This window comes from Pseudomonas sp. ASL7, from assembly GCF_056680375.1.
This window is the reverse complement of the sequence record NZ_CM155279.1, coordinates 6,098,150-6,119,429: the sequence shown is the minus strand read 5'-3', so window position 1 is coordinate 6,119,429 and position 21,280 is coordinate 6,098,150. Positions and strand designations below refer to the sequence as shown.

Annotated in this window: 19 protein-coding genes and 3 pseudogenes; 11 read left to right on the top strand and 11 right to left on the bottom strand. The window is 58.2% G+C overall.

What is annotated here, in order from left to right; translation table 11 throughout:
* Positions 1 to 151: 151 nt before the first annotated feature.
* Positions 152 to 442, top strand: coding sequence for a type II toxin-antitoxin system RelB/DinJ family antitoxin (locus tag AC1MDT_RS28245; RefSeq protein WP_480419950.1), 291 nt, complete (start codon positions 152 to 154; stop codon positions 440 to 442).
* Positions 408 to 721, top strand: a pseudogene (locus AC1MDT_RS28240) (type II toxin-antitoxin system YafQ family toxin). The gene AC1MDT_RS28245 and the pseudogene AC1MDT_RS28240 overlap by 35 nt, the downstream one beginning before the upstream one ends.
* Here AC1MDT_RS28240 and AC1MDT_RS28235 read toward each other — a convergent pair.
* The gene (locus AC1MDT_RS28235; RefSeq protein WP_480422879.1) at positions 700 to 984 is read right to left on the bottom strand and encodes a (2Fe-2S)-binding protein; all 285 of its coding nucleotides are present in this window, start codon (positions 982 to 984) and stop codon (positions 700 to 702) included. The pseudogene AC1MDT_RS28240 and the gene AC1MDT_RS28235 sit on opposite strands and share 22 nt — an antisense overlap.
* Positions 985 to 1,281: 297 nt before the next feature.
* On the opposite strand from AC1MDT_RS28235, the gene AC1MDT_RS28230 reads away from it, so the two are divergent.
* The 5 genes and pseudogenes from AC1MDT_RS28230 (at position 1,282) to AC1MDT_RS28210 (ending at position 3,929) form a co-directional block, all read left to right on the top strand.
* A complete protein-coding gene (locus tag AC1MDT_RS28230) occupies positions 1,282 to 1,440 on the top strand; it encodes an HdeA/HdeB family chaperone (RefSeq protein WP_480419949.1) in 159 nt (52 codons plus the stop codon).
* Positions 1,403 to 1,588 carry an HdeA/HdeB family chaperone gene (locus AC1MDT_RS28225; protein ID WP_480419948.1) on the top strand — a complete coding sequence of 62 codons (186 nt, stop codon included), beginning with the start codon at positions 1,403 to 1,405 and terminating at the stop codon, positions 1,586 to 1,588. The genes AC1MDT_RS28230 and AC1MDT_RS28225 overlap by 38 nt, the downstream gene beginning before the upstream one ends.
* A 93-nt stretch (positions 1,589 to 1,681) precedes the next feature.
* A complete protein-coding gene (gene hdeA / locus AC1MDT_RS28220) occupies positions 1,682 to 2,002 on the top strand; it encodes an acid-activated periplasmic chaperone HdeA (RefSeq protein ID WP_480419947.1) in 321 nt (106 codons plus the stop codon).
* A 297-nt stretch (positions 2,003 to 2,299) separates the two neighbouring features.
* Positions 2,300 to 2,422 (top strand): annotated as a pseudogene (locus AC1MDT_RS28215) (transporter); the annotation flags it as partial.
* Between the two features lie 1,193 nt (positions 2,423 to 3,615).
* A pseudogene (locus AC1MDT_RS28210) lies at positions 3,616 to 3,929 on the top strand (DUF3077 domain-containing protein).
* A 362-nt stretch (positions 3,930 to 4,291) separates the two neighbouring features.
* Here the strand turns inward: AC1MDT_RS28210 and emhR are convergent.
* Positions 4,292 to 4,924, bottom strand: a complete 633-nt coding sequence (emhR, locus tag AC1MDT_RS28205) for an efflux system transcriptional repressor EmhR (RefSeq protein WP_480419946.1) — start codon at positions 4,922 to 4,924, stop codon at positions 4,292 to 4,294.
* A gap of 262 nt (positions 4,925 to 5,186) precedes the next feature.
* On the opposite strand from emhR, the gene AC1MDT_RS28200 reads away from it, so the two are divergent.
* From AC1MDT_RS28200 to AC1MDT_RS28185, 4 genes are all read left to right on the top strand, one after another.
* Positions 5,187 to 6,344 carry an efflux RND transporter periplasmic adaptor subunit gene (locus tag AC1MDT_RS28200; protein ID WP_480419945.1) on the top strand — a complete coding sequence of 386 codons (1,158 nt, stop codon included), beginning with the start codon at positions 5,187 to 5,189 and terminating at the stop codon, positions 6,342 to 6,344.
* 3 nt (positions 6,345 to 6,347) lie between these two features.
* Entirely contained in the window at positions 6,348 to 9,497 is a 3,150-nt protein-coding gene (gene emhB, locus AC1MDT_RS28195) for an efflux RND transporter permease subunit EmhB (protein WP_480419944.1), read from the top strand.
* On the top strand, positions 9,494 to 10,954 hold the full coding sequence (gene emhC / locus AC1MDT_RS28190) for an efflux RND transporter outer membrane subunit EmhC (protein ID WP_480419943.1): 1,461 nt from the start codon (positions 9,494 to 9,496) through the stop codon (positions 10,952 to 10,954). Before emhB ends, emhC begins: the two co-directional genes overlap by 4 nt.
* Before the next feature lie 431 nt (positions 10,955 to 11,385).
* Positions 11,386 to 12,645 (top strand): OprD family porin, encoded by a 1,260-nt coding sequence (locus AC1MDT_RS28185; RefSeq protein WP_480419942.1) that lies wholly within the window; start codon positions 11,386 to 11,388, stop codon positions 12,643 to 12,645.
* A gap of 112 nt (positions 12,646 to 12,757) precedes the next feature.
* Here the strand turns inward: AC1MDT_RS28185 and pcaC are convergent, their stop codons facing one another.
* The 9 genes from pcaC to AC1MDT_RS28140 form a co-directional block, all read right to left on the bottom strand.
* Entirely contained in the window at positions 12,758 to 13,150 is a 393-nt protein-coding gene (pcaC, locus tag AC1MDT_RS28180) for a 4-carboxymuconolactone decarboxylase (RefSeq protein WP_414906421.1), read from the bottom strand.
* Between the two features lie 10 nt (positions 13,151 to 13,160).
* Positions 13,161 to 13,952: a 3-oxoadipate enol-lactonase gene (gene pcaD / locus AC1MDT_RS28175; protein ID WP_480419941.1), complete on the bottom strand. Its 792-nt coding sequence runs from the start codon at positions 13,950 to 13,952 to the stop codon at positions 13,161 to 13,163.
* A gap of 11 nt (positions 13,953 to 13,963) precedes the next feature.
* The gene (locus AC1MDT_RS28170) at positions 13,964 to 15,328 is read right to left on the bottom strand and encodes a 3-carboxy-cis,cis-muconate cycloisomerase (protein ID WP_480419940.1); all 1,365 of its coding nucleotides are present in this window, start codon (positions 15,326 to 15,328) and stop codon (positions 13,964 to 13,966) included.
* Between the two features lie 45 nt (positions 15,329 to 15,373).
* Positions 15,374 to 16,678 carry an MFS family transporter gene (locus tag AC1MDT_RS28165; protein WP_480419939.1) on the bottom strand — a complete coding sequence of 435 codons (1,305 nt, stop codon included), beginning with the start codon at positions 16,676 to 16,678 and terminating at the stop codon, positions 15,374 to 15,376.
* Between the two features lie 190 nt (positions 16,679 to 16,868).
* Complete coding sequence (pcaG, locus tag AC1MDT_RS28160; RefSeq protein ID WP_480419938.1) at positions 16,869 to 17,435, bottom strand: protocatechuate 3,4-dioxygenase subunit alpha; 567 nt, start codon at positions 17,433 to 17,435, stop codon at positions 16,869 to 16,871.
* A gap of 1 nt (position 17,436) precedes the next feature.
* The gene (gene pcaH / locus AC1MDT_RS28155; protein WP_480419937.1) at positions 17,437 to 18,141 is read right to left on the bottom strand and encodes a protocatechuate 3,4-dioxygenase subunit beta; all 705 of its coding nucleotides are present in this window, start codon (positions 18,139 to 18,141) and stop codon (positions 17,437 to 17,439) included.
* 53 nt (positions 18,142 to 18,194) lie between these two features.
* Positions 18,195 to 19,400 carry a 3-oxoadipyl-CoA thiolase gene (gene pcaF, locus AC1MDT_RS28150; protein ID WP_480422878.1) on the bottom strand — a complete coding sequence of 402 codons (1,206 nt, stop codon included), beginning with the start codon at positions 19,398 to 19,400 and terminating at the stop codon, positions 18,195 to 18,197.
* Positions 19,397 to 20,176 (bottom strand): CoA-transferase subunit beta, encoded by a 780-nt coding sequence (locus AC1MDT_RS28145; RefSeq protein WP_480419936.1) that lies wholly within the window; start codon positions 20,174 to 20,176, stop codon positions 19,397 to 19,399. The genes pcaF and AC1MDT_RS28145 overlap by 4 nt, the downstream gene beginning before the upstream one ends.
* Positions 20,173 to 21,033 (bottom strand): CoA transferase subunit A, encoded by an 861-nt coding sequence (locus AC1MDT_RS28140; RefSeq protein ID WP_480419935.1) that lies wholly within the window; start codon positions 21,031 to 21,033, stop codon positions 20,173 to 20,175. Before AC1MDT_RS28140 ends, AC1MDT_RS28145 begins: the two co-directional genes overlap by 4 nt.
* Positions 21,034 to 21,280 lie beyond the last annotated feature (247 nt).

Genomic DNA, 21,280 nt, shown 5'->3' with positions numbered 1-21,280 from the left:
ATTGAAATATCTGACGAGAAATTCAGCTGATTATCACGCTACTACAGTATCGCAGCCGTCCATCACGCTGGAGTTGACCCAAAAGACCCCGCCAACCATACTGCTCGAGGTAGCGCCAATGTAGCTACAAATTAACGATGAGGTGATTTCCATGGGTGCATTGCTGAAAACCACAGACGTGCGTTGCCGTATAGATGAGGATTTGAAAGCTCGTGCTACTGAAGTCTTGAGTGCGTGCGGCCTGAGCATCAGTGATGCCATGCGTCTTTTTCTTCGTCAGGTCGTAGCGACTCAGGGCCTCCCCTTTGAGGTGCGCGTTCCTTCGGATAAAACGGCCCGCGCCATGGCGCAAGCCCGAGATATTCGCCAGCGGTTCGACTCGATAGACGACATGCTGAGGGATACTGATGGCGAAACCGGAGAGAAAGCAAAAGCGCGCTGATCTACCCAAGCAGTGTGCGCAAACGTCGGAATTCAAGAAATCCTGGGAACGTTACAAGCGTGCCGGACGCCGCGACATGAATGAAGTTCGTCAGGTGATGGTCATGCTATTTCTGGGAGAGCCGCTGTCGGCCGAGTACCTGGATCATGCGCTGACGGGTGATTGGACCGGTTTTCGAGAGTGTCATATAGGCGGTGACTTTTTGATGATTTATGAGCAGACGCATCTCGACCTGATCACGTTTGTTGATCTCGGAGTCATTCCGAACTGTTCAAGTAGCGACTATAAACACAAGCCCCGACTGGTTCGGGGCTTTGTTGTTGGGTAATTGCACAGACTTGCCCACCCATTTGCATTCGACCTGACCAGTCATTTGCATCGGATTTGACCAGAACGATTCGTGGACATGACCGGCAGAGAACGGCCCAGGCTGTGTGAAAACGCATGCACCATTTTGAAGTCCGCGTTGCTACGTAAAATCTGCCAGCGTTTGGTTCAGCAGCAGACCGGAAATTTGCGTAGGAACGCGATTTTCGTTCCAGTCCTGACTTTCAAATCTGCTCTAAAACGTTTTCACACAGCCTGGACCCAAAGCTGCCGTTGGTCAGAGGCTGAAATCGGCCAGAAGCCGTCAGTGGGATGGTGATTGTGGCACCGCCCTTGAGCTCACGACGATAGATCAAGATTGATTCACCAGCGCTTACCTCAAGCATGCCAGTCGTCGCCGAAGAATGTGCTGCCGGGCACAAATCTCTTGCTGACCTATAGTGAGTTGCTGTGAATGGCTTGAACGAGCATTCGCGTTTTCAACCATGTAGCTGTGTATTGAGGTTAATCCAATGAATGCAAAGCAAGTGCTTGTAACCACCCTCGTAATAATGGCCAGCTCAAGTGTATTGGCCGCCAAAGCCCCCAAGACACCTGTCGATAAATGGACGTGTGGTGATTTTTTGGAGTTGGATGAGACGTATCAACCCAACGCCGTTTTTTTTAGCTGAGGGTTTTACTAAAGCGGGTAAGCCCGTTGATGCCGTAATGGATGTAGATGACACCGTCACAGTAACCCCGAAGGTGATTAAAGCCTGTACTGAAAATATGCAGGATTCCTTCATTGATACGCTTAAAAAAACGAAAGCCAAACAGTAAATACCCATAACGGATTTTGCTTGACTAGAGTTGCTTGGGCATCTGAGAAAAAGCTTACTGGTTTTCATTATTCAATTAACAGAGGATTTAATAATGCAGCGCAAAATAATCTTTATAACAGCGTTGATGCTGGCTGCCAGCTCAATGGCCATGGCCGCTGGCAGTGCGGGGAAAAAACCTGTGTCACAGTGGACCTGTGAAGACTTTCTTGCCGTAGATGAAAGTTTCCAACCCACCGCCGTGGGGATTGGGGAGTTGGTGAGCCGCAAGGGTAAAGTGGAAGATGAGGTAGTGGATGTTGATGGTATCGCTGCCGTTACGCCTGCGTTGGTTCAGGTGTGTGCCAAAGAACCAAAGGCATCCTTCATAACCAAACTCAAAGCCGAGTGGGCAAAAGTCAAAAAAGCAATGTAAGTTCAATGGCTTCCACTGAATATGCTGGAAACATTACTGACATGCCGTGTCATAACCCGAAATCAGACAAAGGCGCTGATACGCCTTTGTTTGAATACTGGAATGCCCAGGGCAGCCACCGGCAACCCTCCTCCTGAACTGCCGCTCGCTACAAACAGCGGGCCACCACGCCTCAACTACAATGGAAACCATCGGACCCGAAGGGTACCGATTGAGCCGCCTACCGAGCAGCCACTGAACGTGGAAGCCTCCCAAATGATTGAGCGTTTGTTTCGAAGAACGCTACTTGGGTTAAAACTCAAGCTGGGAGGTCAACCGCTGACCATTCAAGTTGGTCCACGCTATTGGGCCGACAGTCCCGAGGACGGTGCTCGTGGCTGGGGATTTCGCGCGGCGATTACGCTGTTGTTTCCCCGATGAGTACCCAACAGCCAAGACAGCAGGGCATCGGAACAAAGCCCCGGCTCTGTATAACGCGAGCATGGTGGCTTCACACCACCGACAATGCCCACGGGAGCAAAGTTTGTCATCCTTCCTTCCAGGTGTGGTTTGAAAACCGTCTCGCATAGCACGTAATACCAGTGCGGCAATTCCTAGGTGCGATCCGCCTAAGGCGCCAACGATGTTTATTACACCATGGCGCCCATACCGTAGCCGGGAGCTTTCTGTTCATTGGAATGCCTGGCGAGCTTGACCGTGTTCGAGGGGAGGCACAGACAATCCGGAGAAAGTCCGCTTTTGGCCGTTCTCTGCCGATCATGGTTACAAAGCGTGCTGGTCAAATCCGAGGCAATCGGTGGTCAGGTCGAATGAAAACGGGGGTCAAGTGGAGATTTGAATGACAGCCTTGTGCCTTCGATAGGTTGAGCTCGTTGATAGTTGCTGAGCAAAACCACCAAAACTGTCCTCCGTCCCAGGACAAAGGACAGTTGCTAGCCGAGGCCACATGAAGAGTCAAGACATCCTCTTATTGATCAAACTGACTTGCCTGGAGCAACAGCTGCAACAAAAGCTCGACAGTGAAATTACAGAGCTGAGCGATACCGCCGCGCCCTGCAAGCCTCGCTAGGCATCAGCAAAACCGGAGTCGCCTCAGCACTCAAACGCTGCCAGCAGACTGGGCTAGCGTGCCTAGACCCAAGTACTCAGTTACCTCCTGCACACAAAACATTCGGATGCTTGAATCGGACTACTTCACTGAAGACTGATCCCCGGTTCAGTAAACGAACTCATGCGTTTTCGACCTGATGTTTAGTTCCGTTTACTTTAAGTGTCGGAATATCGGATGACGCCCGCAGACCTTGTAGGCAAACTCCTAATCTCGCGTTTGGGCACTTTGATGCCTTGTTGCGCTTTTCTTCGACGGGATAGTCTCCGGACGTCGCTGACCATTCAGCGATCGGGTGTGGTAACCCGGCGAGAAAAGGCGCAACAGCGCTTCCAACACAATACAGTCAGTTTTTTATGGCTACGATCCTGTGTTATGGCGGCTGTGCGTGGGACGCCCTCGGGCGTGCCGGTTTCCTTGGCTCCCGGTTTACCACCCTGCGCACAGCTGCCTCCCATTCGTGTGGTAACGAATGTGGCAGCTCCCCATGTCAAGGAGCTAGACCATGAGCAAAACAAATCCGCACGATCCTTCAGAACTGAAAACTATCGGCCTCACCCCTTTCATCTACTGCTCGAATCAGGCGCTGTTCCATGTCAGCTGCGGCGTGCCCCTCGCCGACGCGCTGGCCCAAGCATCCAATTTGTGTACCTCGCCAAAGAGCTATCCATCGACGCCGCCTACGCCAAAGACACCGACCGCCACGCCTGGGCTGCGCATTACCTGACAGCCATGAGCAAAGCCGTGATCGATGATGTGATGAAGGTGCTGGAGCGAGGGCCTGATCGCACGCGTAAGGAAGCCACGCAACAGCGATAACTCATGCACGTAAAAAAGCCGCGTACGAACGCGGCTTTTTTGTACCTGAAACAAATGCTGTGGGTTGGACACTATCAACTGTGGGGGCGAGCCTGCTCGCGAATGCGGTGTGTCAGTCAACAAAGATGTTGGATGCGACGACCCCTTCGCGAGCAGGCTCGCTCCCACAGGATCGATTTTTGCCTGGTATTCACATTCGCTCACAGACTCGACACAAAATTCCTACAAAATACGTAGTTCACTGCCTAGCTACCTGGCAAGCGTCCATATATAAAAGCATCCCATTACGACAAGGCGGGCGAAGAACAGGTCTCCACTCGCCTCAAGCCTTGACACAAGCGGATCCGATTACGAAATTTGTTTCATTTGCGCAGACTGGGGCTCAAGCGCAGCATGTCCAACCCTGTATCAACCCAACGCTCTGCTTCGATGTGCAGGTGAAAACTGTCGGGAACCAGCAGCCACTGGTACAGGATGCCATCGATGTAAGCATGCAGGCTGATGGCCGCGCGCTCCGTGTCGAGGTTTTCCGGCATTTGCCCCCGATTCACTGCATTACGCAGGGCCAGGCCGATCCGCACATTGCAGTCGAGGCTCGCCACCACGCGCTGCTGGCGCAGATCGCACATTTCATCAGTGAATTCGCACTTATGGAAAAAAATCTCATTGATGCGTCGTGTTTTCGGGTCCAGGGCAACTTGATGAAACAAATGAATCAACAGCTTGCGCATGCAGCCCAGTGGATCGAGCTCCGCTTCGCTCTCACTGGCCCTGGCCATTTCATCCAGCGGCTCGTGCAACGCATCGAGCATGGCCTGCACCAGGTCCGCCTTGTTGCTGAAATGCCAGTAGATAGCCCCGCGAGTGACGCCAGCCAGGGTCGCGATGTCCGCCAGCGTCGTGCGCGCTACGCCCCGTTCAAAAAAGGCCTTTTCTGCCGCTTCGAGTATCTGGCTACGGGTTTCTTGAGCTTCCTCTTTGGTACGACGGGCCATGGCAGTAAAACCTCAATCAGGATGCTTCAGCGATGTCTGAATATCCGCTGAATAAAAGTGGTGCGAGCGCTCTTGGGTAACGTCCCCGGCCTACAATTCGAACCTTCGAACGGCGTCTGTAACGTTGTGGATACGTAGCCGGTGTTTACAAACAACCATGAACGTAAGTATATTCAATAGCAAGCTACTTATCCACTCATCACCCATTTTTACCTTTTCACATTTCTTGAGCGTTTCTTGCGCGCCTGACCCGAGGATTTTCATGCAATTCAAGCCAGCTGTTACCGCTCTGGTCGCCGCCGTCGCCTTGGCATCACTGCTAAGCGGATGCAAAAAGGAAGAGGCGGCACCGGCCGCGCCACCCCCTCAGGTCGGCGTTGTAACTTTGCAACCTCAATCCTTCACCCTGACCTCCGAACTGCCAGGCCGCACCAGTGCGTACCGCATCGCCGAAGTTCGCCCGCAGGTCAACGGCATCATTCTCAAGCGTCTGTTCAAGGAAGGCGGCGACGTCAAGCTTGGCCAGCAGCTCTATCAAATCGATTCGTCGGTCTATGACGCTACGCTGAAAAGCGCTGAAGCCAACTTGCAACAGACCAAGTCGATCGCGGATCGCTACAAGCAACTGGTCAACGAACAAGCCGTCAGCCGTCAGGAATACGACACTGCCGTGGCCAACCGCATGCAATCGGAAGCCGCCCTGCAAAGCGCCCAGATCAATGTGCGCTACACCAAGGTTTACGCCCCGCTCACGGGTCGTATCGGCCGCTCCAGCGTGACCGAAGGCGCTCTGGTCACCAGCGGTCAAGCTGATCCGATGGCGGTGATCCAGCAACTCGACCCAATCTACGTCGACGTCACCCAGTCGTCCGTCGAGCTGCTTGAACTGCGCCGTGAGCTGGAAAGCGGTCGTCTGCAAAAATCCGGCGACAACGCGGCAGCGGTCAAGTTGACCCTGGAAGATGGCAGCCAGTACAAGCAGGACGGCAAGCTCGAGTTCACCGAAGTCTCGGTTGACCAGACCACCGGTTCCGTCACCCTGCGTGCCGTGTTCCCGAACCCCGACCACACGCTGTTGCCGGGCATGTTCGTTCACGCCCAGTTGCAGTCCGGTGTGAACGCCGCCGCGATTCTGGCCCCGCAACAAGGTGTAACCCGCGACCTTAAAGGTACGCCGACCGCGCTGGTCGTCGGCCCGGACAACAAGGTTGTACTGCATCAGCTCAAGGCCAGTCGCACCGTCGGCAACCAATGGCTGATCGAAGACGGTCTGAAAGCCGGCGATCGCCTGATCACCGAGGGCCTGCAATTCGTCAAGCCTGGTATTGAAGTCAAGGCCACTGAAGCCACTAACGTCGGCACCAAGAACCCGTCCACCGCACAGGCAGCTGACAAGGCTTCCAGCGGTAAAGGGGAGTAACCCATGTCGAAATTTTTTATCGACCGTCCGATTTTCGCCTGGGTAATTGCCCTGGTGATCATGTTGGTCGGGGCTCTATCGATCCTCAAACTCCCGATCAACCAGTACCCAAGCATTGCGCCTCCCGCCATTGCGATCCAGGTGACTTACCCAGGCGCGTCCGCACAAACCGTGCAGGACACCGTGGTGCAGGTCATCGAGCAACAGCTCAACGGTATCGATAACCTGCGTTATGTCTCCTCGGAAAGTAACTCCGACGGCAGCATGACCATTACCGCGACCTTCGAACAGGGCACCAACTCCGATACCGCGCAGGTTCAGGTCCAGAACAAACTGAACCTGGCCACCCCGCTGCTGCCGCAAGAAGTTCAGCAACAGGGCATCCGCGTGACCAAGGCAGTGAAAAACTTCCTGTTGGTCATCGGTGTGGTCTCGAAAGATGGCAGCATGAACCGCGACGACCTGGCCAACTACATTGTGTCCAACATGCAGGACCCGATTTCGCGGACCGCCGGTGTCGGTGACTTCCAGGTCTTCGGTGCCCAGTACGCGATGCGGATCTGGCTCGATCCGGCCAAGTTGAACAACTTCAACCTGACCCCGGTGGACGTTAGTGCCGCAGTCTCCGCGCAGAACGTGCAGGTTTCTTCCGGCCAACTGGGCGGCCTGCCTGCACTGCCCAATCAGCAACTGAACGCCACAATCATCGGCAAGACCCGTTTGCAGACGGCGGAACAGTTCAAGGAAATCCTGCTCAAGGTCAACAAGGACGGCTCTCAGGTTCGCCTCAAAGACGTGGCCGAGGTTGGCCTCGGTGGTGAGAACTACGCCATCAACGCCCAGTTCAACGGCGCACCGGCTTCCGGTCTGGCAGTCAAACTGGCCAACGGTGCCAACGCCCTCGACACTGCCAAAGCCCTGCGCAAGACCATCGACACGCTCCAGCCATTCTTCCCGCAAGGGATGGAAGTGGTATTCCCGTACGACACCACGCCCGTGGTGACCGAGTCGATCAAGGGTGTGGTTGAAACCCTGGTCGAAGCCATCGTGCTGGTGTTCCTGGTGATGTTCCTGTTCCTGCAAAATTTCCGCGCCACCGTCATCACCACGATGACCGTGCCCGTGGTATTGCTGGGTACGTTCGGGATCCTCGCGGCATTCGGCTTCAGCATCAACACCCTGACCATGTTCGGGATGGTATTGGCCATCGGCTTGCTGGTGGACGATGCAATCGTCGTGGTGGAAAACGTCGAACGGGTCATGAGCGAAGAAGGCCTGTCACCCAAGGAGGCCACCAAGAAATCCATGGGGCAGATCCAGGGTGCACTGGTCGGTATCGCGCTGGTTCTGTCGGCCGTACTGCTGCCGATGGCGTTCTTCAGCGGTTCCACCGGTGTGATCTACAAACAGTTCTCGATCACCATCGTTTCGGCCATGGCCCTTTCCGTAATGGTCGCGCTGATCTTCACCCCGGCGCTCTGCGCCACCATGCTCAAGGCGATTCCGAAAGGCGAGCACGGCACGCCGAAACGCGGCTTCTTCGGCTGGTTCAACCGCGGCTTCGATCGTAGTGTCAAAAGCTACGAGCGCGGTGTCGGCAACATGCTCGCGAACAAGGCCCCGTACCTGCTGGCCTACGTGATCATCCTGGTCGGCATGATCTGGCTGTTCACCCGCATCCCCACAGCATTCCTTCCGGAAGAAGACCAGGGCGTACTGTTCGCTCAGGTGCAGACACCGGCAGGCTCCACTGCCCAACGCACGCAAGTGGTGGTCGACCAGATGCGCGCCTACTTGCTGGAGAAAGAATCCGGCGCAGTGGCTTCGGTCTTTACCGTGAACGGCTTCAACTTCGCCGGTCGCGGTCAAAGTTCCGGCCTGGCGTTCATCATGCTCAAGCCGTGGCATGAACGGGATGCGGAAAACAGCGTATTCAAACTCGCCGCCCGCGCCCAGCAGCACTTTTTCACCTTCCGTGATGCCATGGTGTTTGCCTTCGCACCACCGGCGGTACTGGAATTGGGTAACGCCACCGGCTTCGATGTGTTCCTGCAAGATCGCGCCGGTATCGGTCACGACAAGTTGATGGAGGCACGAAACCAGTTCCTCGGTATGGCCGCGCAAAGCAAGATGCTCTATCAGGTGCGTCCGAACGGTCTGAACGACGAACCGCAGTATCAGCTGGAAATCGATGACGAGAAGGCCAGTGCCCTGGGCATTACCATCGCGGAAATCAACAGCACCCTGTCGATTGCCCTGGGCAGTAGCTACGTCAACGACTTCATCGACCGCGGTCGGGTGAAAAAGGTGTACGTGCAAGGTCAGCCTGACTCGCGCATGAGTCCGGAGGACATCAAGAAGTGGTACGTGCGTAACGCCCACGGAACTATGGTGCCGTTCTCGGCCTTCGCCAAAGGTCAATGGATCTACGGTGCGCCGAAGCTGTCGCGTTACAACGGCGTAGAAGCGATGGAAATCCTCGGTGCCCCGGCGCCTGGCTACTCCACCGGTGAAGCCATGGCTGAAGTCGAAGCCATCGCTCAGAAACTGCCACCCGGTGTCGGTATCTCCTGGACCGGTCTGTCCTACGAGGAACGTCTGTCCGGCTCCCAAGCGCCAGCGCTGTACGCGTTGTCGCTGCTGATGGTGTTCCTGTGTCTGGCGGCGTTGTACGAAAGCTGGTCAATTCCGATTGCGGTCATGCTGGTGGTGCCACTGGGGATCATCGGTGCATTGATGGCCACCAGCCTGCGCGGCCTGTCAAACGACGTGTACTTCCAGGTAGGGTTGCTGACGACCATCGGGCTGGCGGCGAAAAACGCCATTTTGATTGTCGAATTTGCTAAGGAACTGCATGAGCAAGGGCGTAGCCTGCGCGATGCCGCGATCGAAGCCTGCCGTATGCGTTTGCGACCGATCATCATGACCTCGCTCGCATTTGTCCTCGGTGTAGTACCACTGGCTATATCCACGGGTGCAGGTTCGGGTAGCCAACATGCGATCGGTACCGGGGTTATTGGCGGTATGCTCACCGCCACGGTCCTGGCGATCTTCTGGGTCCCACTGTTCTTCGTCACCGTGTCTTCCATCGGTCAGCGCAAAATCGTCGACCCGGATGACACTACTGAAACCACTAAAGAGGCTGGCCAATGAGCAAGTCGCTACTCTCCCTAGCCGTCGCCGCCTTTGTGCTCGGTGGTTGCTCGCTGATACCCGATTACCAGCGGCCTGAAGCACCGGTGGCGGCCCAATACCCGCAAGGTCCTGCTTATTCGCCGGCCCAGGCACCGAACCAGGCCGCCGCCGAACAGGGCTGGAAGCAGTTTTTCCATGACCAGGCGTTGCAACAGCTGATCCAGGTCGCCCTGGAAAACAACCGTGATCTGCGTGTCGCGGCCCTCAACATTGATGCGTTCGCAGCTCAGTACCGCATCCAGCGTGCCGACCTGTTCCCGGCCGTTTCGGCCAATGGCAGCGGCAGCCGTCAGCGAGTCCCGGCACGGGCCTCACAGACCGGCGCAGAGGGCATCACCAGTCTCTATTCCGCCAACGTCGGCATTAGCGCTTATGAACTCGACCTCTTCGGTCGGGTTCATAGCCTGAGCGAAGAAGCGCTGCAGAAATACTTCGCCACGGAAGAAGGTCGCCGCAGCACGCAGATCAGTCTGGTGGCCAGCGTGGCCAATGCCTATCTGACCTGGCAGGCGGACAAGGAACTGCTGAAGGTCACCCAGGACACCCTCGGTGCATTCCAGGAGAGCTACAGGCTCACCGCCCGCAGCAACGAAGTGGGGGTAGCCTCGGCGCTGGACCTGGCCCAGTCGCGTACCTCGGTGGAAAACGCCCGGGCGCAATTGGCCAAGTACACGCGCCAGGTCGCCCAGGATGAAAACAGCCTGGTGCTGTTGCTCGGCACGGGCGTCCCGGCCAATCTGCAAGCCGCCAAGCCTTTGGCTGACGACCTGTTGAGCGACGTGCCGGCCGGCTTGCCGTCGGACTTGCTATACCGTCGTCCGGATATTCTCCAGGCCGAGTACAACCTGAAAGCGGCGAACGCCAACATCGGCGCGGCGCGGGCGGCGTTCTTCCCGAGCATCACCCTGACCGCCAATGCCGGCACCCTGAGCCCGGACTTGTCCGGTCTGTTCAAGGGCGGTTCGGGCGCCTGGTTGTTCCAGCCGCAGATCAACCTGCCGATCTTCAACGCCGGCAGCCTGAGCGCCAGCCTGGATTACTCGAAAATCCAGAAAGACATTGGCGTGGCGAACTACGAGAAGTCCATCCAGACTGCCTTCCAGGAAGTCGCCGATGGCTTGGCTTCGCGCGCGACCTACACCGACCAGGTACAAGCTCAACGTGATCTGGTCAGCGCCAACCAGGACTACTACCGTCTGGCCGAGCGTCGTTACCGGATCGGTGTCGACAGCAACCTGACCTTCCTCGATGCGCAGCGCCAGCTGTTCGCCTCCCAACAGTCGTTGATCACCGACCGTCTGGCGCAGCTGATTAGCCAGGTCAATCTGTACAAGGCACTGGGGGGTGGCTGGGACGAGCAGACCGCGAAGAATGAGCCGTTGAAAGAAGATGCGCCGAAGATGCAGTTGTTCTGATCGCGGTGTAGTAAAAAAGAAGCCCACCTTTTTGGTGGGCTTTTTGTTGTCTGTGGGAAAAGGTGTGTTGTGAATACTGGCCCCTTCGTCGGAACGCCGCCCGGAGCAGGCTCGCTCCCACAGTTAAAATACACTCCCCTGTGGGAGCGAGCCTGCTCGCGAAGAGGCCCGCACATTCACCACAAAAACAGAACCAATCTTACGTTCGATAACCGCCCAAAACCCACTTTTCAAGATTGAACCATCCAGTACATTCCCCGCACCATTTGCCGTACAAAACCAATAACAACAGGTTCAACACCATGCCCCCGCGCCCTGCCCTGTCCGGCTGACACCTCTCGTTTTTTTATCCTGACTCCGATTTTTGTCTGCAACTCCAGGTTGCGGCATCACCCCCGTTTTACCGCTAAAAACTAGAGAGACCCGAGCACATGAAGCCTTCCACCGCACAGTATTTCCCCCCGAGTCTGATCGCCATCGCCCTAGCCTGTGTGGCCCTGCCCGCCACCGCCGAGGAGTCAGGCTTTGTCGACGGTGCCAAGGTCAACCTGAACCTGCGCAACTTCTACATCAATCGCAACTTCACCAACCCGACCAAGGCTCAGGCCAAGGCTCAAGAGTGGACACAAAACTTCATCCTCGATGCCAAGTCCGGGTTCACTCAGGGCACCGTCGGGTTTGGCATGGATGTACTGGGGCTGTACTCGGTGAAACTCGACGGCGGCAAAGGCACCGGCGGTACACAGTTGCTGCCGCTGGACCACGACGGTCGCCCGGCCGATACCTTCGGTCGCACCAACGTGGCTTTCAAGGCCAAGCTGTCGCAGACCGAAGCGAAGGTTGGTGAATGGATGCCGGTACTGCCGATTCTGCGCTCGGACGACGGTCGCTCGCTGCCGCAAACCTTCCGTGGCGGTCAGATCACCTCAAAGGAAATCGACGGCCTGACGCTGTACGGTGGCCAGTTCCGCGCCAACAGCCCGCGCGACGACAGCAGCATGAGTGAAATGTCGATGAACGGAAAACCCGCGTTCACCTCTGACCGTTTCAACTTTCAGGGCGGCGAATACCTGTTCAACGAAAAACGCACGCAGATCGCTCTGTGGAATGCCGAACTCAAGGACATCTACAGCCAGCAATTCGTCAATCTGATCCACAGCCAGCCCATTGGTGACTGGACCCTGGGCGCGAACCTCGGTTTCTTCTATGGCAAGGACGATGGCAGCGCCCGGGCTGGCGAGCTGGACAACAAAACCTGGTCGGGGCTGTTCTCTGCCAGGTACGGCGGCAACACTTTCTTCGTCGGCCTGCAAAAGCTGACCGGCGACAGCGCGTGGATGCGGGTCAACGGCACCAGTGGCGGCACCCTGGCCAACGACAGTTACAATTCCAGCTATGACAATGCTCAGGAAAAGTCCTGGCAAGTGCGCCACGACTACAACTTCGTCGCCCTTGGCGTGCCCGGTCTGACCTTGATGAACCGCTACATCAGCGGCGACAACGTTCACACCGGCACCCTCACTGATGGCAAGGAATGGGGTCGCGAAAGTGAGTTGGGCTACACCGTACAAAGCGGTGCGCTCAAGGACCTGAACGTGAAGTGGCGCAACTCGACCATGCGCCGCGATTTCAGCAACAACGAGTTCGACGAGAACCGGTTGATCATCAGCTACCCGATCAGCCTGCTGTAAACCCACGCCCTTGTAGGAGCGAGCTTGCTCGCGATGGTGTGTCAGCCGACATTAATGTAGCTGACACTCCATCGCGAGCAAGCTCGCTCCTACAGGGGTATGCCTTTGCCGATTACTCCCGCGATTCAACCCCCAACTCATCCCACACCGATTCGGCCAGGTGGAACGTTGCATTGGCCGCCGGAATGCCGCAGTAGATCGCGCTCTGCATGATCACTTCCTTGATCTCGCCACGGCTCACGCCGTTGTTGGCGGCGGCGCGCAGGTGCAGCTTGAGTTCATCGTTGCGGTTCATGCCGATCAGCATCGCGATGGTGATCAGGCTGCGGGTATGGCGCGGCAGGCCGGGGCGGGTCCAGATGTCACCCCAGGCATGGCGGGTGATCATTTCCTGAAACTCCGAGTTGAACTCGGTCAGCGCGTTCAAGCTACGGTCGACGTGAGCGTCTCCGAGGACTGCGCGACGGACTTTCAGCCCTTCGTCGTAGCGTTGTTTTTCGTCCACGACAATCCCCTTAATGAGCCAACAAAAACGCCAGTACCCGTTCGCTGAACGCAGCGCTGGCCTGAACGTTGGACAGATGCGCCGCATAGAACTCGGCGTACTCGGCGCCCGGCACGTGTTCCTGAATGAAATGCCCACCGGACGGCGGCGTGACCGCGTCTTCAGTGCCGGCGATCACCAGCAGGGGCACCTTGATCGAGGCCAGTTGATCGCGGAAATCGGCATCGCGCACGGCCGCACAATTGGCCGCATAGCCTTCAGGCGAGGTGGCCGCGAGCATGTCGGTAATCTGCTTCGCCGCAGCCGGATGGGCGGCGGAAAAATCCGGGGTAAACCAACGCGCAATCGACGCATCACGCAGCGCGACCATGGCGGCCGAGCCGTCACGTAGCACGGTTTCGATTCGTGGGTTCCACACCGACGGATCGCCGATTTTCGCTGCGGTATTGCACACCACCAGCGAGTTCAGTCGATTACCGGCGTTGATCCCCAGCCACTGGCCGATCAAGCCGCCCATGGACAGACCGCAAAAATGCGCCCGTTCGATGTGCAGTGCATCGAGCAGCGCCAGCACATCGTGGCCCAGTTGCTCAATGCTGTACGGCCCCGGCGTGACCAGCGATTTGCCGTGGCCACGGGTGTCGAAACGCAGCACGCGCAAATGCTGGGTGAACGCCGCGATCTGCGCGTCCCACATGTGCAGGTCGGTGCCCAGCGAGTTGGACAGCACCAGCACCGGCGCATCCTCCGGCCCATCGAGTTGGTAATGCAGTTCGCCCTCGGCGAGTTGTACGAAAGCCACAGCAATCTCCTTCAGGCAGTCAATGCAGAATGTTCAGCCACTGCTCGCTCGACCCAGGCGTGGGCCTGACCGAGGTAATGGGCGGGGTTCAACAGATGATCCAGCTCAGCGGGCGTGAGCTCGCTGGTCACTTGCGGCTCGTCGCCGAGTACCGCGCGCAGATGACGTTGCTCGGCCACCGCACGTTTGCAGCATCGCTCGAGCAGATGATGCGCGGTGTCGCGCCCCACCCGTTGGGCGAGAACGATGCTCACCGCTTCGGCGAGCACCAGGCCTTGAGTCAGGTCGAGGTTACGGGCCATGCGATCGGCATCGACGTCCAGTCCATCCGCCACGAGCAGCGCTTGCTTCAGGCTGCCGGACACCAGGCAGCAAATCTCCGGCAAGGTTTCCCACTCGGCATGCCACAGACCGAGGCTGCGCTCGTGTTCTTGAGGCATGGCGCTGAACAGGGTCGAGAGCAAACCGGGAACGCGCGTCGCGGCACCGATCAGCACCGCAGCGCCCACGGGATTGCGTTTGTGCGGCATGGTGGATGAACCGCCCTTGCCGGGTGCGGAAGGTTCGAACACTTCGCCCGCTTCGGTCTGCATCAACAGACTGATGTCGCGACCGAGTTTGCCGAGGCTGCCGGCGATCAGTCCGAGTACCGATCCGAACTCCACCAGTCGATCACGCTGGGTGTGCCAAGGTTGCTCGGGCAAGGTCAGTTGCAGTTCCCCGGCCAGTGCTTCGGCAACCGGCATCGCCTGTTCGCCAAGGGCCGCCAGGGTTCCGGAGGCGCCGCCGAATTGCAGCACCAGCAAACGTGGCTTGAGCTCACTTAGACGCTGACGGCTGCGGCTCACCGCGCCCAGCCAACCGGCGATTTTCATGCCGAGGGTGACCGGTGTCGCGTGTTGCAACCAGGTGCGTCCGGCCAGTGGCGTGGCGACGTAACGTAATGCCTGGGTGGCCAGCGTTTCGCCCAGTTGCGCCAAATCGCGTTCGATCAACGCCAGCGCCTGACGCAGTTGCAACACCAGGCCGGTGTCCATCACGTCCTGACTGGTCGCGCCCAGATGCACGTAGCGTTCGGCTTCGGCATCGTCGCTCGCAATCTGTTTGCCCAAGGCCTTGACCAGCGGAATGGCCGAGTTTCCGGCCGTGGCAATGGCTTCAGCAAGGACGGCGAAATCGTATTGCTCGGCCCGACACGCAGCTTCGATAGGCGCAACAGCGGTGTGTGGAATCAAACCCACTCGCGCCTCGGCCCGAGCCAGTGCCGCTTCGAAATCGAGCATGGCCTGAACCCGGCCCTGATCGCAGAACACGTCACGCATATCGCGGGCAGTGAAATAGGCATCGAACAATTGATTGCCCGGTCGCTGGTTCATACAGAATCCCTGGAGGCATGGGCCGGTCAGGCCCACGCGTAACGATCAAAGGTCGTGATGCAAATACGCGGCTTGTTTCGGCAGACGCAGACTAAACAGGAACGCCACCGCCATCATCACCGTGACGTACCAGTAGAACGAATTTTCCATACCCGCGGCTTTGAGGCTCAGAGCCACGTATTCCGCCGAACCGCCGAAGATCGCATTGGCCACCGCATACGCCAGGCCGACGCCCAATGCACGCACTTTCGGCGGGAACATTTCGGCTTTCACCAGACCGCTGATGGAGGTGTAGAAACTCACGATTGCCAGCGCCACGGTAATCAGCACAAAGGCGAGGAACGGATTGCTGATACTTTTCAGACTCAGCAAAATCGGTACCGTGAATAACGTGCCGAGGGCACCGAACCAGAGCATCGAATTGCGCCGGCCGATCTTGTCCGCGAGCATGCCAAACAGCGGCTGCATGCACATATAAAGGAACAGCGCGCCAGTCATGATGTAACTGGCGGTCTTGGCTTGCATGCCGACGGTGTTCACCAGGTACTTCTGCATATACGTGGTAAAGGTGTAAAAAATCAGCGACCCACCGGCGGTGTAACCGAGCACGGTAATGAACGCAGCCTTATGATCGCGGAACAGCGCCTTGATACTGCCGGCGTCTTTGTCTTCACGCATTTCCTTGCTGGTGGTTTCTTTGAGCGTGCGACGCAGAAACAACGAAATCACCGCCGCCGCCGCACCGACCACGAACGGAATCCGCCAGCCATAGGCACGCAATTCGTCCTCGTTGAGGAACTGTTGCAGGATCACCACCAGCAACACGGCCAACAACTGCCCGCCAATCAACGTCACGTACTGGAACGAGGCGAAGAAACCGCGCTGGCCCTTGAGGGCCACTTCACTCATGTAGGTCGCCGTGGTGCCGTATTCGCCACCCACCGACAAACCCTGAATCAAACGGGCGAACAGCAACATGATCGGCGCCCAGACCCCGATACTGTTGTAGGTCGGCAGGCAGGCGACGAGCAACGAACCGAAGCACATCATCAGCACCGATATCATCATCGAATTCTTGCGCCCGTGACGGTCGGCCACGCGGCCGAAAATCCAGCCACCGATAGGCCGCATCAGAAACCCGGCGGCGAACACACCGGCGGTATTAACCAACTGCACGGTAGGGTTGTCGGACGGAAAGAAGGCAGGGGCGAAATAGATTGCGCTGAAGGCATAGACGTAGAAGTCGAACCATTCGACGAGGTTGCCGGACGAAGCGCCGACAATCGCGAAGATGCGTTTACGTCGCTCTTCGCCCGTGTAATGAACCGGAGTAGCGGTGGTCGTTGTCATTGTTTTTCACTCAATGGGGACAGTGAGAGTCTAGACACACTTCGCAACAGTCCCGTTCCACAGAAGCATCAGCGACACAAATCCCCTGTGGGAGCGAGCCTGCTCGCGAAAGCGGTGTAACAGTGCCATCAATGCTGAATGACACACCGCCTTCGCGAGCAGGCTCGCTCCCACAAAGGTTGCGGTGTTCTCAATAGTCGAAGAACACCGTCTCGGCATCGGTGCCTTGCAGAATCACATTCCACTGATAAACACCCGATGCATCCTTCTTCGCCAGCAATGTCGTGCGGCGCTCGGAGGGCACGCACTCCAGCAGCGGATCCGCCACGTTCGCCGGTTCCCCCTCAAAGTAAATCCGCGTTAGCAAGTGCTTCACCAGACCGCGAGCAAACACCAACACCACCAGATGCGGCGCCTGCGTGGTGCCCTTCAAGCCTTCCACCGTACCCGGCTTGATCGTGGTAAAGCGAAAACGCCCTTCGGCATCCACCGGCACCCGGCCAAACCCTTCGAAGTTAGGGTCCAGGGGTTTGTCCTGATCGTCTTCCGGATGGTCGTACTTGCCGGCCGCGTTGGCCTGCCAGACTTCCAGCATCGCGTCGTTAACGACGTCGCCGTTGCCATCGACCACTTGCCCGGTGATCGCTACACGTTCGCCGAGGGTGTGTTCGACAGTCAGGTTCTCGCGGTTCAGCCAGGTCAGGCCGATGTGGTAGTACGGCCCGACGGTGTGGGACGTGGTCGCGTTCAGCGTCATCTTATTTCTCCATCGGCGTGGCGTCGCGGCCGCGCAAAACGATGTCCCAGCGATAACCGAGGGCATAGGAAGGGATGGTTTTTTCCAGATCGAAACTGGCGATCAAGCGCTCTTTGGCGCGGGTATCGGGCACGCAGTTGTAGATCGGGTCGTAGGCCAGCAACGGGTCGCCCGGGAAATACATCTGGGTGACCAGGCGCGTCAGAATACTGGGCCCGAACAGTGAGAAATGGATATGCGCCGGGCGCCACGCGTTGTGGTGGTTGCCCCACGGATAGGCGCCGGGCTTGATGGTCTGGAACTGATACCAGCCCTCCGCGTCGGTCACGGTGCGACCGGTGCCGGTGAAGTTCGGGTCCAGCGGCGCGTCGTGCAGGTCGCGATCATGGTTGTAACGACCGGCGACGTTGGCCTGCCAGATCTCCACCAGAATTCCTGGTACCGGCAAGCCATCTTCATCCAGCACGCGGCCGTGGATGATAATCCGCTCACCCAACGGCTCACCCTTATGCTGGGCGGTCAGGTCGTTGTCCTGCTCTTTAATACGTTCGGCGCCGATGGTTGGACCGGTAATTTCCGACAGCGAATGGGGCAAAAACACCAACGGCTTGGACGGCGAGCGACGGTTGGTGGATTGATAGGCCGGGTGCAGGTATTCCGGCTGGGTGCCCTGTTGCGGGCGGCGGTAACCAGGCTTGTCAGTCATGAAGCATTCCTCAGTTCTTATTAGTCGGCGCTGCTGATTTATCAGAGCCGCCGTCAGACGCGTTCGATTACCAAGGCCAGACCTTGGCCGACGCCGACGCACATGGTCGCCAGACCTTTCTTGCCACCGGTTTTTTCCAGCTGATGCAGCGCGGTCAGCACCAGACGCGCACCGCTCATTCCCAGCGGATGGCCCAAGGCAATGGCGCCGCCGTTCGGGTTGACCTGTGCCGCGTCGTCCGCCAGTCCCAGCTCACGCAATACCGCCAAACCCTGGCTGGCGAACGCTTCGTTGAGTTCAATCACATCGAAATCGCTGACGGCCAGACCCAGGCGTTCAGTCAACTTGCGCACTGCTGGCACCGGACCAATGCCCATTACCCGTGGCGAAACACCGGCGCTGGACATGCCCAACACTTTGGCGCGGGCAGTCAGGCCATGCTTCTTCACCGCTTCGGCAGACGCCAGAATCAGCGCCGCCGCACCGTCGTTCACACCCGAAGAGTTGCCGGCGGTGACGGTTTTGTCAGGACCGTTGATTGGCTTGAGTTTGGCCAGGGCTTCCAGCGTAGTGTCGCCGCGCGGATGCTCGTCCTGGCTGACGATCGTTTCACCCTTTTTGTGGGCAATCCGCACTTCAACGATTTCTTCGGCGAAAAATCCTGCGGCTTGCGCGGCGGCCGTCCGCTGCTGACTGCGCAGTGCGAAAGCGTCCTGATCCTCGCGGGAAACTTCGTAATCGTCGGCCACGTTGTCAGCGGTCTGCGGCATCGCATCGACGCCATACTGGGCTTTCATCAACGGATTGATGAAACGCCAACCGATCGTGGTGTCTTCCAGCTTCATGTTGCGCGAGAACGCCGCATCAGCCTTGCCCATCACGAACGGCGCACGGGACATCGACTCGACGCCGCCGGCAATCGCCAGCTCCATTTCGCCACTGGCGATAGCGCGGAATGCAGTACCGATGGCGTCCATACCCGAGGCGCAAAGACGATTGAGGGTCACGCCCGGAATGGTTTCCGCCAGACCTGCCAGCAACAACGCCATGCGTGCCACGTTGCGGTTGTCTTCGCCGGCCTGGTTGGCGCAGCCGAGGAACACCTCATCCACCGCCGTCCAGTCCACCGACGGGTTGCGTTCCATCAGCGCCTTGATCGGCACGGCGGCCAGGTCGTCGGCGCGAACCGCCGATAAGCCACCGCCGAAACGGCCAATAGGGGTGCGAATCGCGTCGCAGATATAAACGTCACGCATCAGGCTTCTCCGGGGGCTTGGCCGTGGGCCGCAGCGGTGCGGGCTTCCAGATCACGCAGTGCCTTAAGCTCGATCTCGGTCGGCTCGACTGTGTTTTCAACGGTTTGGGCAAAACGAATCGGCCAACCGGTCGCAGCGATGACTTGCTCGCGGGTCACACCCGGGTGCAGCGCGGTGACCACGAATTCATGAGTGCCGGTTTCCGGCTCCATGATGCACAGGTCGGTAATGATGCCGACCGGACCGGCACCCGGCAGGCCCAGACGCTTGCGCGAATCACCGCCCTCGCCATGACCGACCGAGGTGATGAAGTCGAGTTTGTCGACAAAGGAACGCGCCGACTGCTTGAGAATGATCAGAACGCTTTTGGCCGAGCCCGCAATCTCCGGCGCGCCACCGGCACCTGGCAAGCGGACTTTCGGCTGGTGATAGTCGCCAACGACGGTGGTATTGATGTTGCCGAAACGGTCGACTTGCGCGGCGCCCAGGAAGCCGACATCAATGCGTCCGCCCTGCAGCCAGTAGCGAAAAATCTCACCGGTCGGAACCACGGTGTCAGCGGTTTCCGCCAGCTCACCGTCACCGATCGACAGCGGCAGTACGCTCGGTTTGGCACCGATCGGGCCCGACTCGTAGATCAGGACCACGTCTGGCGAGGACGTCAGCCGCGCCAGGTTGGCCGCTTTCGACGGCAGGCCGATACCCACGAAGCACACCGAACCGTTCTTCAGGCGGCGAGCAGCGGCGACGGTCATCATTTCATTGGTGGTGTAAGTCATTTCTTCACCTGCGAAGCGGCGGCCAGCTTGGCCTGGAACTCGCTGAAGTCAGCGCAGCCATGAATGTATTCGTTGATCCACGCGGTGAAGGTTTCACGGTCGCGGGCAATCGGGTCCCAAGCCTGGTAGAAACGGTTGTCGCGCTCGTTATAGCCATGAGCGTAGGACGGATGGGCGCCGCCAGGGACGTGGCAGACCGCGCTCAATGCCCAGGTCGGCAAAACACAGGCGTTCATCGGTGCATTGAGGTCATCGACGATTTCTTCGACGGTGACGATGCAACGCTTGGCGGCCAACGCGGCTTCTTTTTGCACGCCGAGAATGCCCCAGAGCAGCACGTTGCCTTTGCGGTCGGCTTTCTGCGCGTGAATTACGGTGATGTCCGGACGCACCGAAGGCACGGCTGCCAGCACTTCGCCGGTGAACGGGCACGTGACGGTTTTGATCAGCGGGTTGACTTTCGGCAGGTCGGAACCGGCGTAGGCACGCAGCACCGCAAACGGTAGCCCGGAAGCGCCAGCGACGTAGGCATTGGCCAGGTCGGCATGGCTGTGCTCTTCAATTTCCAGCGCGTGCGGCCACTGCTTCTCGACGGCGTCACGCAGACGGTGCAGCGAACCGACACCCGGGTTACCGCCCCAGGAGAAAATCAACTTGCGAGCGCAACCGGCACCGATCAACTGGTCGTAGATCAAGTCAGGCGTCATCCGCACCAGCGTCAGGTCTTTCTTGCCCTGGCGAATGATTTCGTGACCCGCCGCCGTAGGGATCAGGTGAGTGAAGCCTTCGAGCGCGACGGTATCGCCATCGTTTACGAATTGCTTCACCGCGTCGTGCAGCGAAAGGATTTCAGCCATGGGGCAGGCTCCCGTTTTGTTATGAACCGACAGTGGATGAAAAAGGCGCGATGCGCAGCGCCGGAATGACTGAAGAGTAAGCCTCTGAAAAACGCCAAACAATCCGATAATCGACTGAGTGTTCGTTTATCGAACAGATTGTTGTCTGGCTACCTATCCCCAAAAGCTTCGTCGGAACGCCGCCCGGAGCCGGCTCGCTCCCACAGTCGATCGCGTTCCCCCTGTGGGAGCGAGCCTGCTCGCGAAG

Excerpts from the sequence above, each read along its gene's own strand:
- AC1MDT_RS28245 (WP_480419950.1), top strand. The coding sequence starts at position 152 with ATGGGTGCATTGCTGAAAACCACAGACGTGCGTTGCCGTATAGATGAG.
- AC1MDT_RS28230 (WP_480419949.1), top strand. The coding sequence starts at position 1,282 with ATGAATGCAAAGCAAGTGCTTGTAACCACCCTCGTAATAATGGCCAGC.
- AC1MDT_RS28225 (WP_480419948.1), top strand. The coding sequence starts at position 1,403 with ATGAGACGTATCAACCCAACGCCGTTTTTTTTAGCTGAGGGTTTTACT.
- hdeA (WP_480419947.1), top strand. The coding sequence starts at position 1,682 with ATGCAGCGCAAAATAATCTTTATAACAGCGTTGATGCTGGCTGCCAGC.
- emhR (WP_480419946.1), bottom strand. The coding sequence starts at position 4,924 with ATGGCCCGTCGTACCAAAGAGGAAGCTCAAGAAACCCGTAGCCAGATA.
- AC1MDT_RS28200 (WP_480419945.1), top strand. The coding sequence starts at position 5,187 with ATGCAATTCAAGCCAGCTGTTACCGCTCTGGTCGCCGCCGTCGCCTTG.
- emhB (WP_480419944.1), top strand. The coding sequence starts at position 6,348 with ATGTCGAAATTTTTTATCGACCGTCCGATTTTCGCCTGGGTAATTGCC.
- emhC (WP_480419943.1), top strand. The coding sequence starts at position 9,494 with ATGAGCAAGTCGCTACTCTCCCTAGCCGTCGCCGCCTTTGTGCTCGGT.
- AC1MDT_RS28185 (WP_480419942.1), top strand. The coding sequence starts at position 11,386 with ATGAAGCCTTCCACCGCACAGTATTTCCCCCCGAGTCTGATCGCCATC.
- AC1MDT_RS28170 (WP_480419940.1), bottom strand. The coding sequence starts at position 15,328 with ATGAACCAGCGACCGGGCAATCAATTGTTCGATGCCTATTTCACTGCC.
- AC1MDT_RS28165 (WP_480419939.1), bottom strand. The coding sequence starts at position 16,678 with ATGACAACGACCACCGCTACTCCGGTTCATTACACGGGCGAAGAGCGA.
- pcaG (WP_480419938.1), bottom strand. The coding sequence starts at position 17,435 with ATGACGCTGAACGCGACCACGTCCCACACCGTCGGGCCGTACTACCAC.
- pcaH (WP_480419937.1), bottom strand. The coding sequence starts at position 18,141 with ATGACTGACAAGCCTGGTTACCGCCGCCCGCAACAGGGCACCCAGCCG.
- AC1MDT_RS28145 (WP_480419936.1), bottom strand. The coding sequence starts at position 20,176 with ATGACTTACACCACCAATGAAATGATGACCGTCGCCGCTGCTCGCCGC.
- AC1MDT_RS28140 (WP_480419935.1), bottom strand. The coding sequence starts at position 21,033 with ATGGCTGAAATCCTTTCGCTGCACGACGCGGTGAAGCAATTCGTAAAC.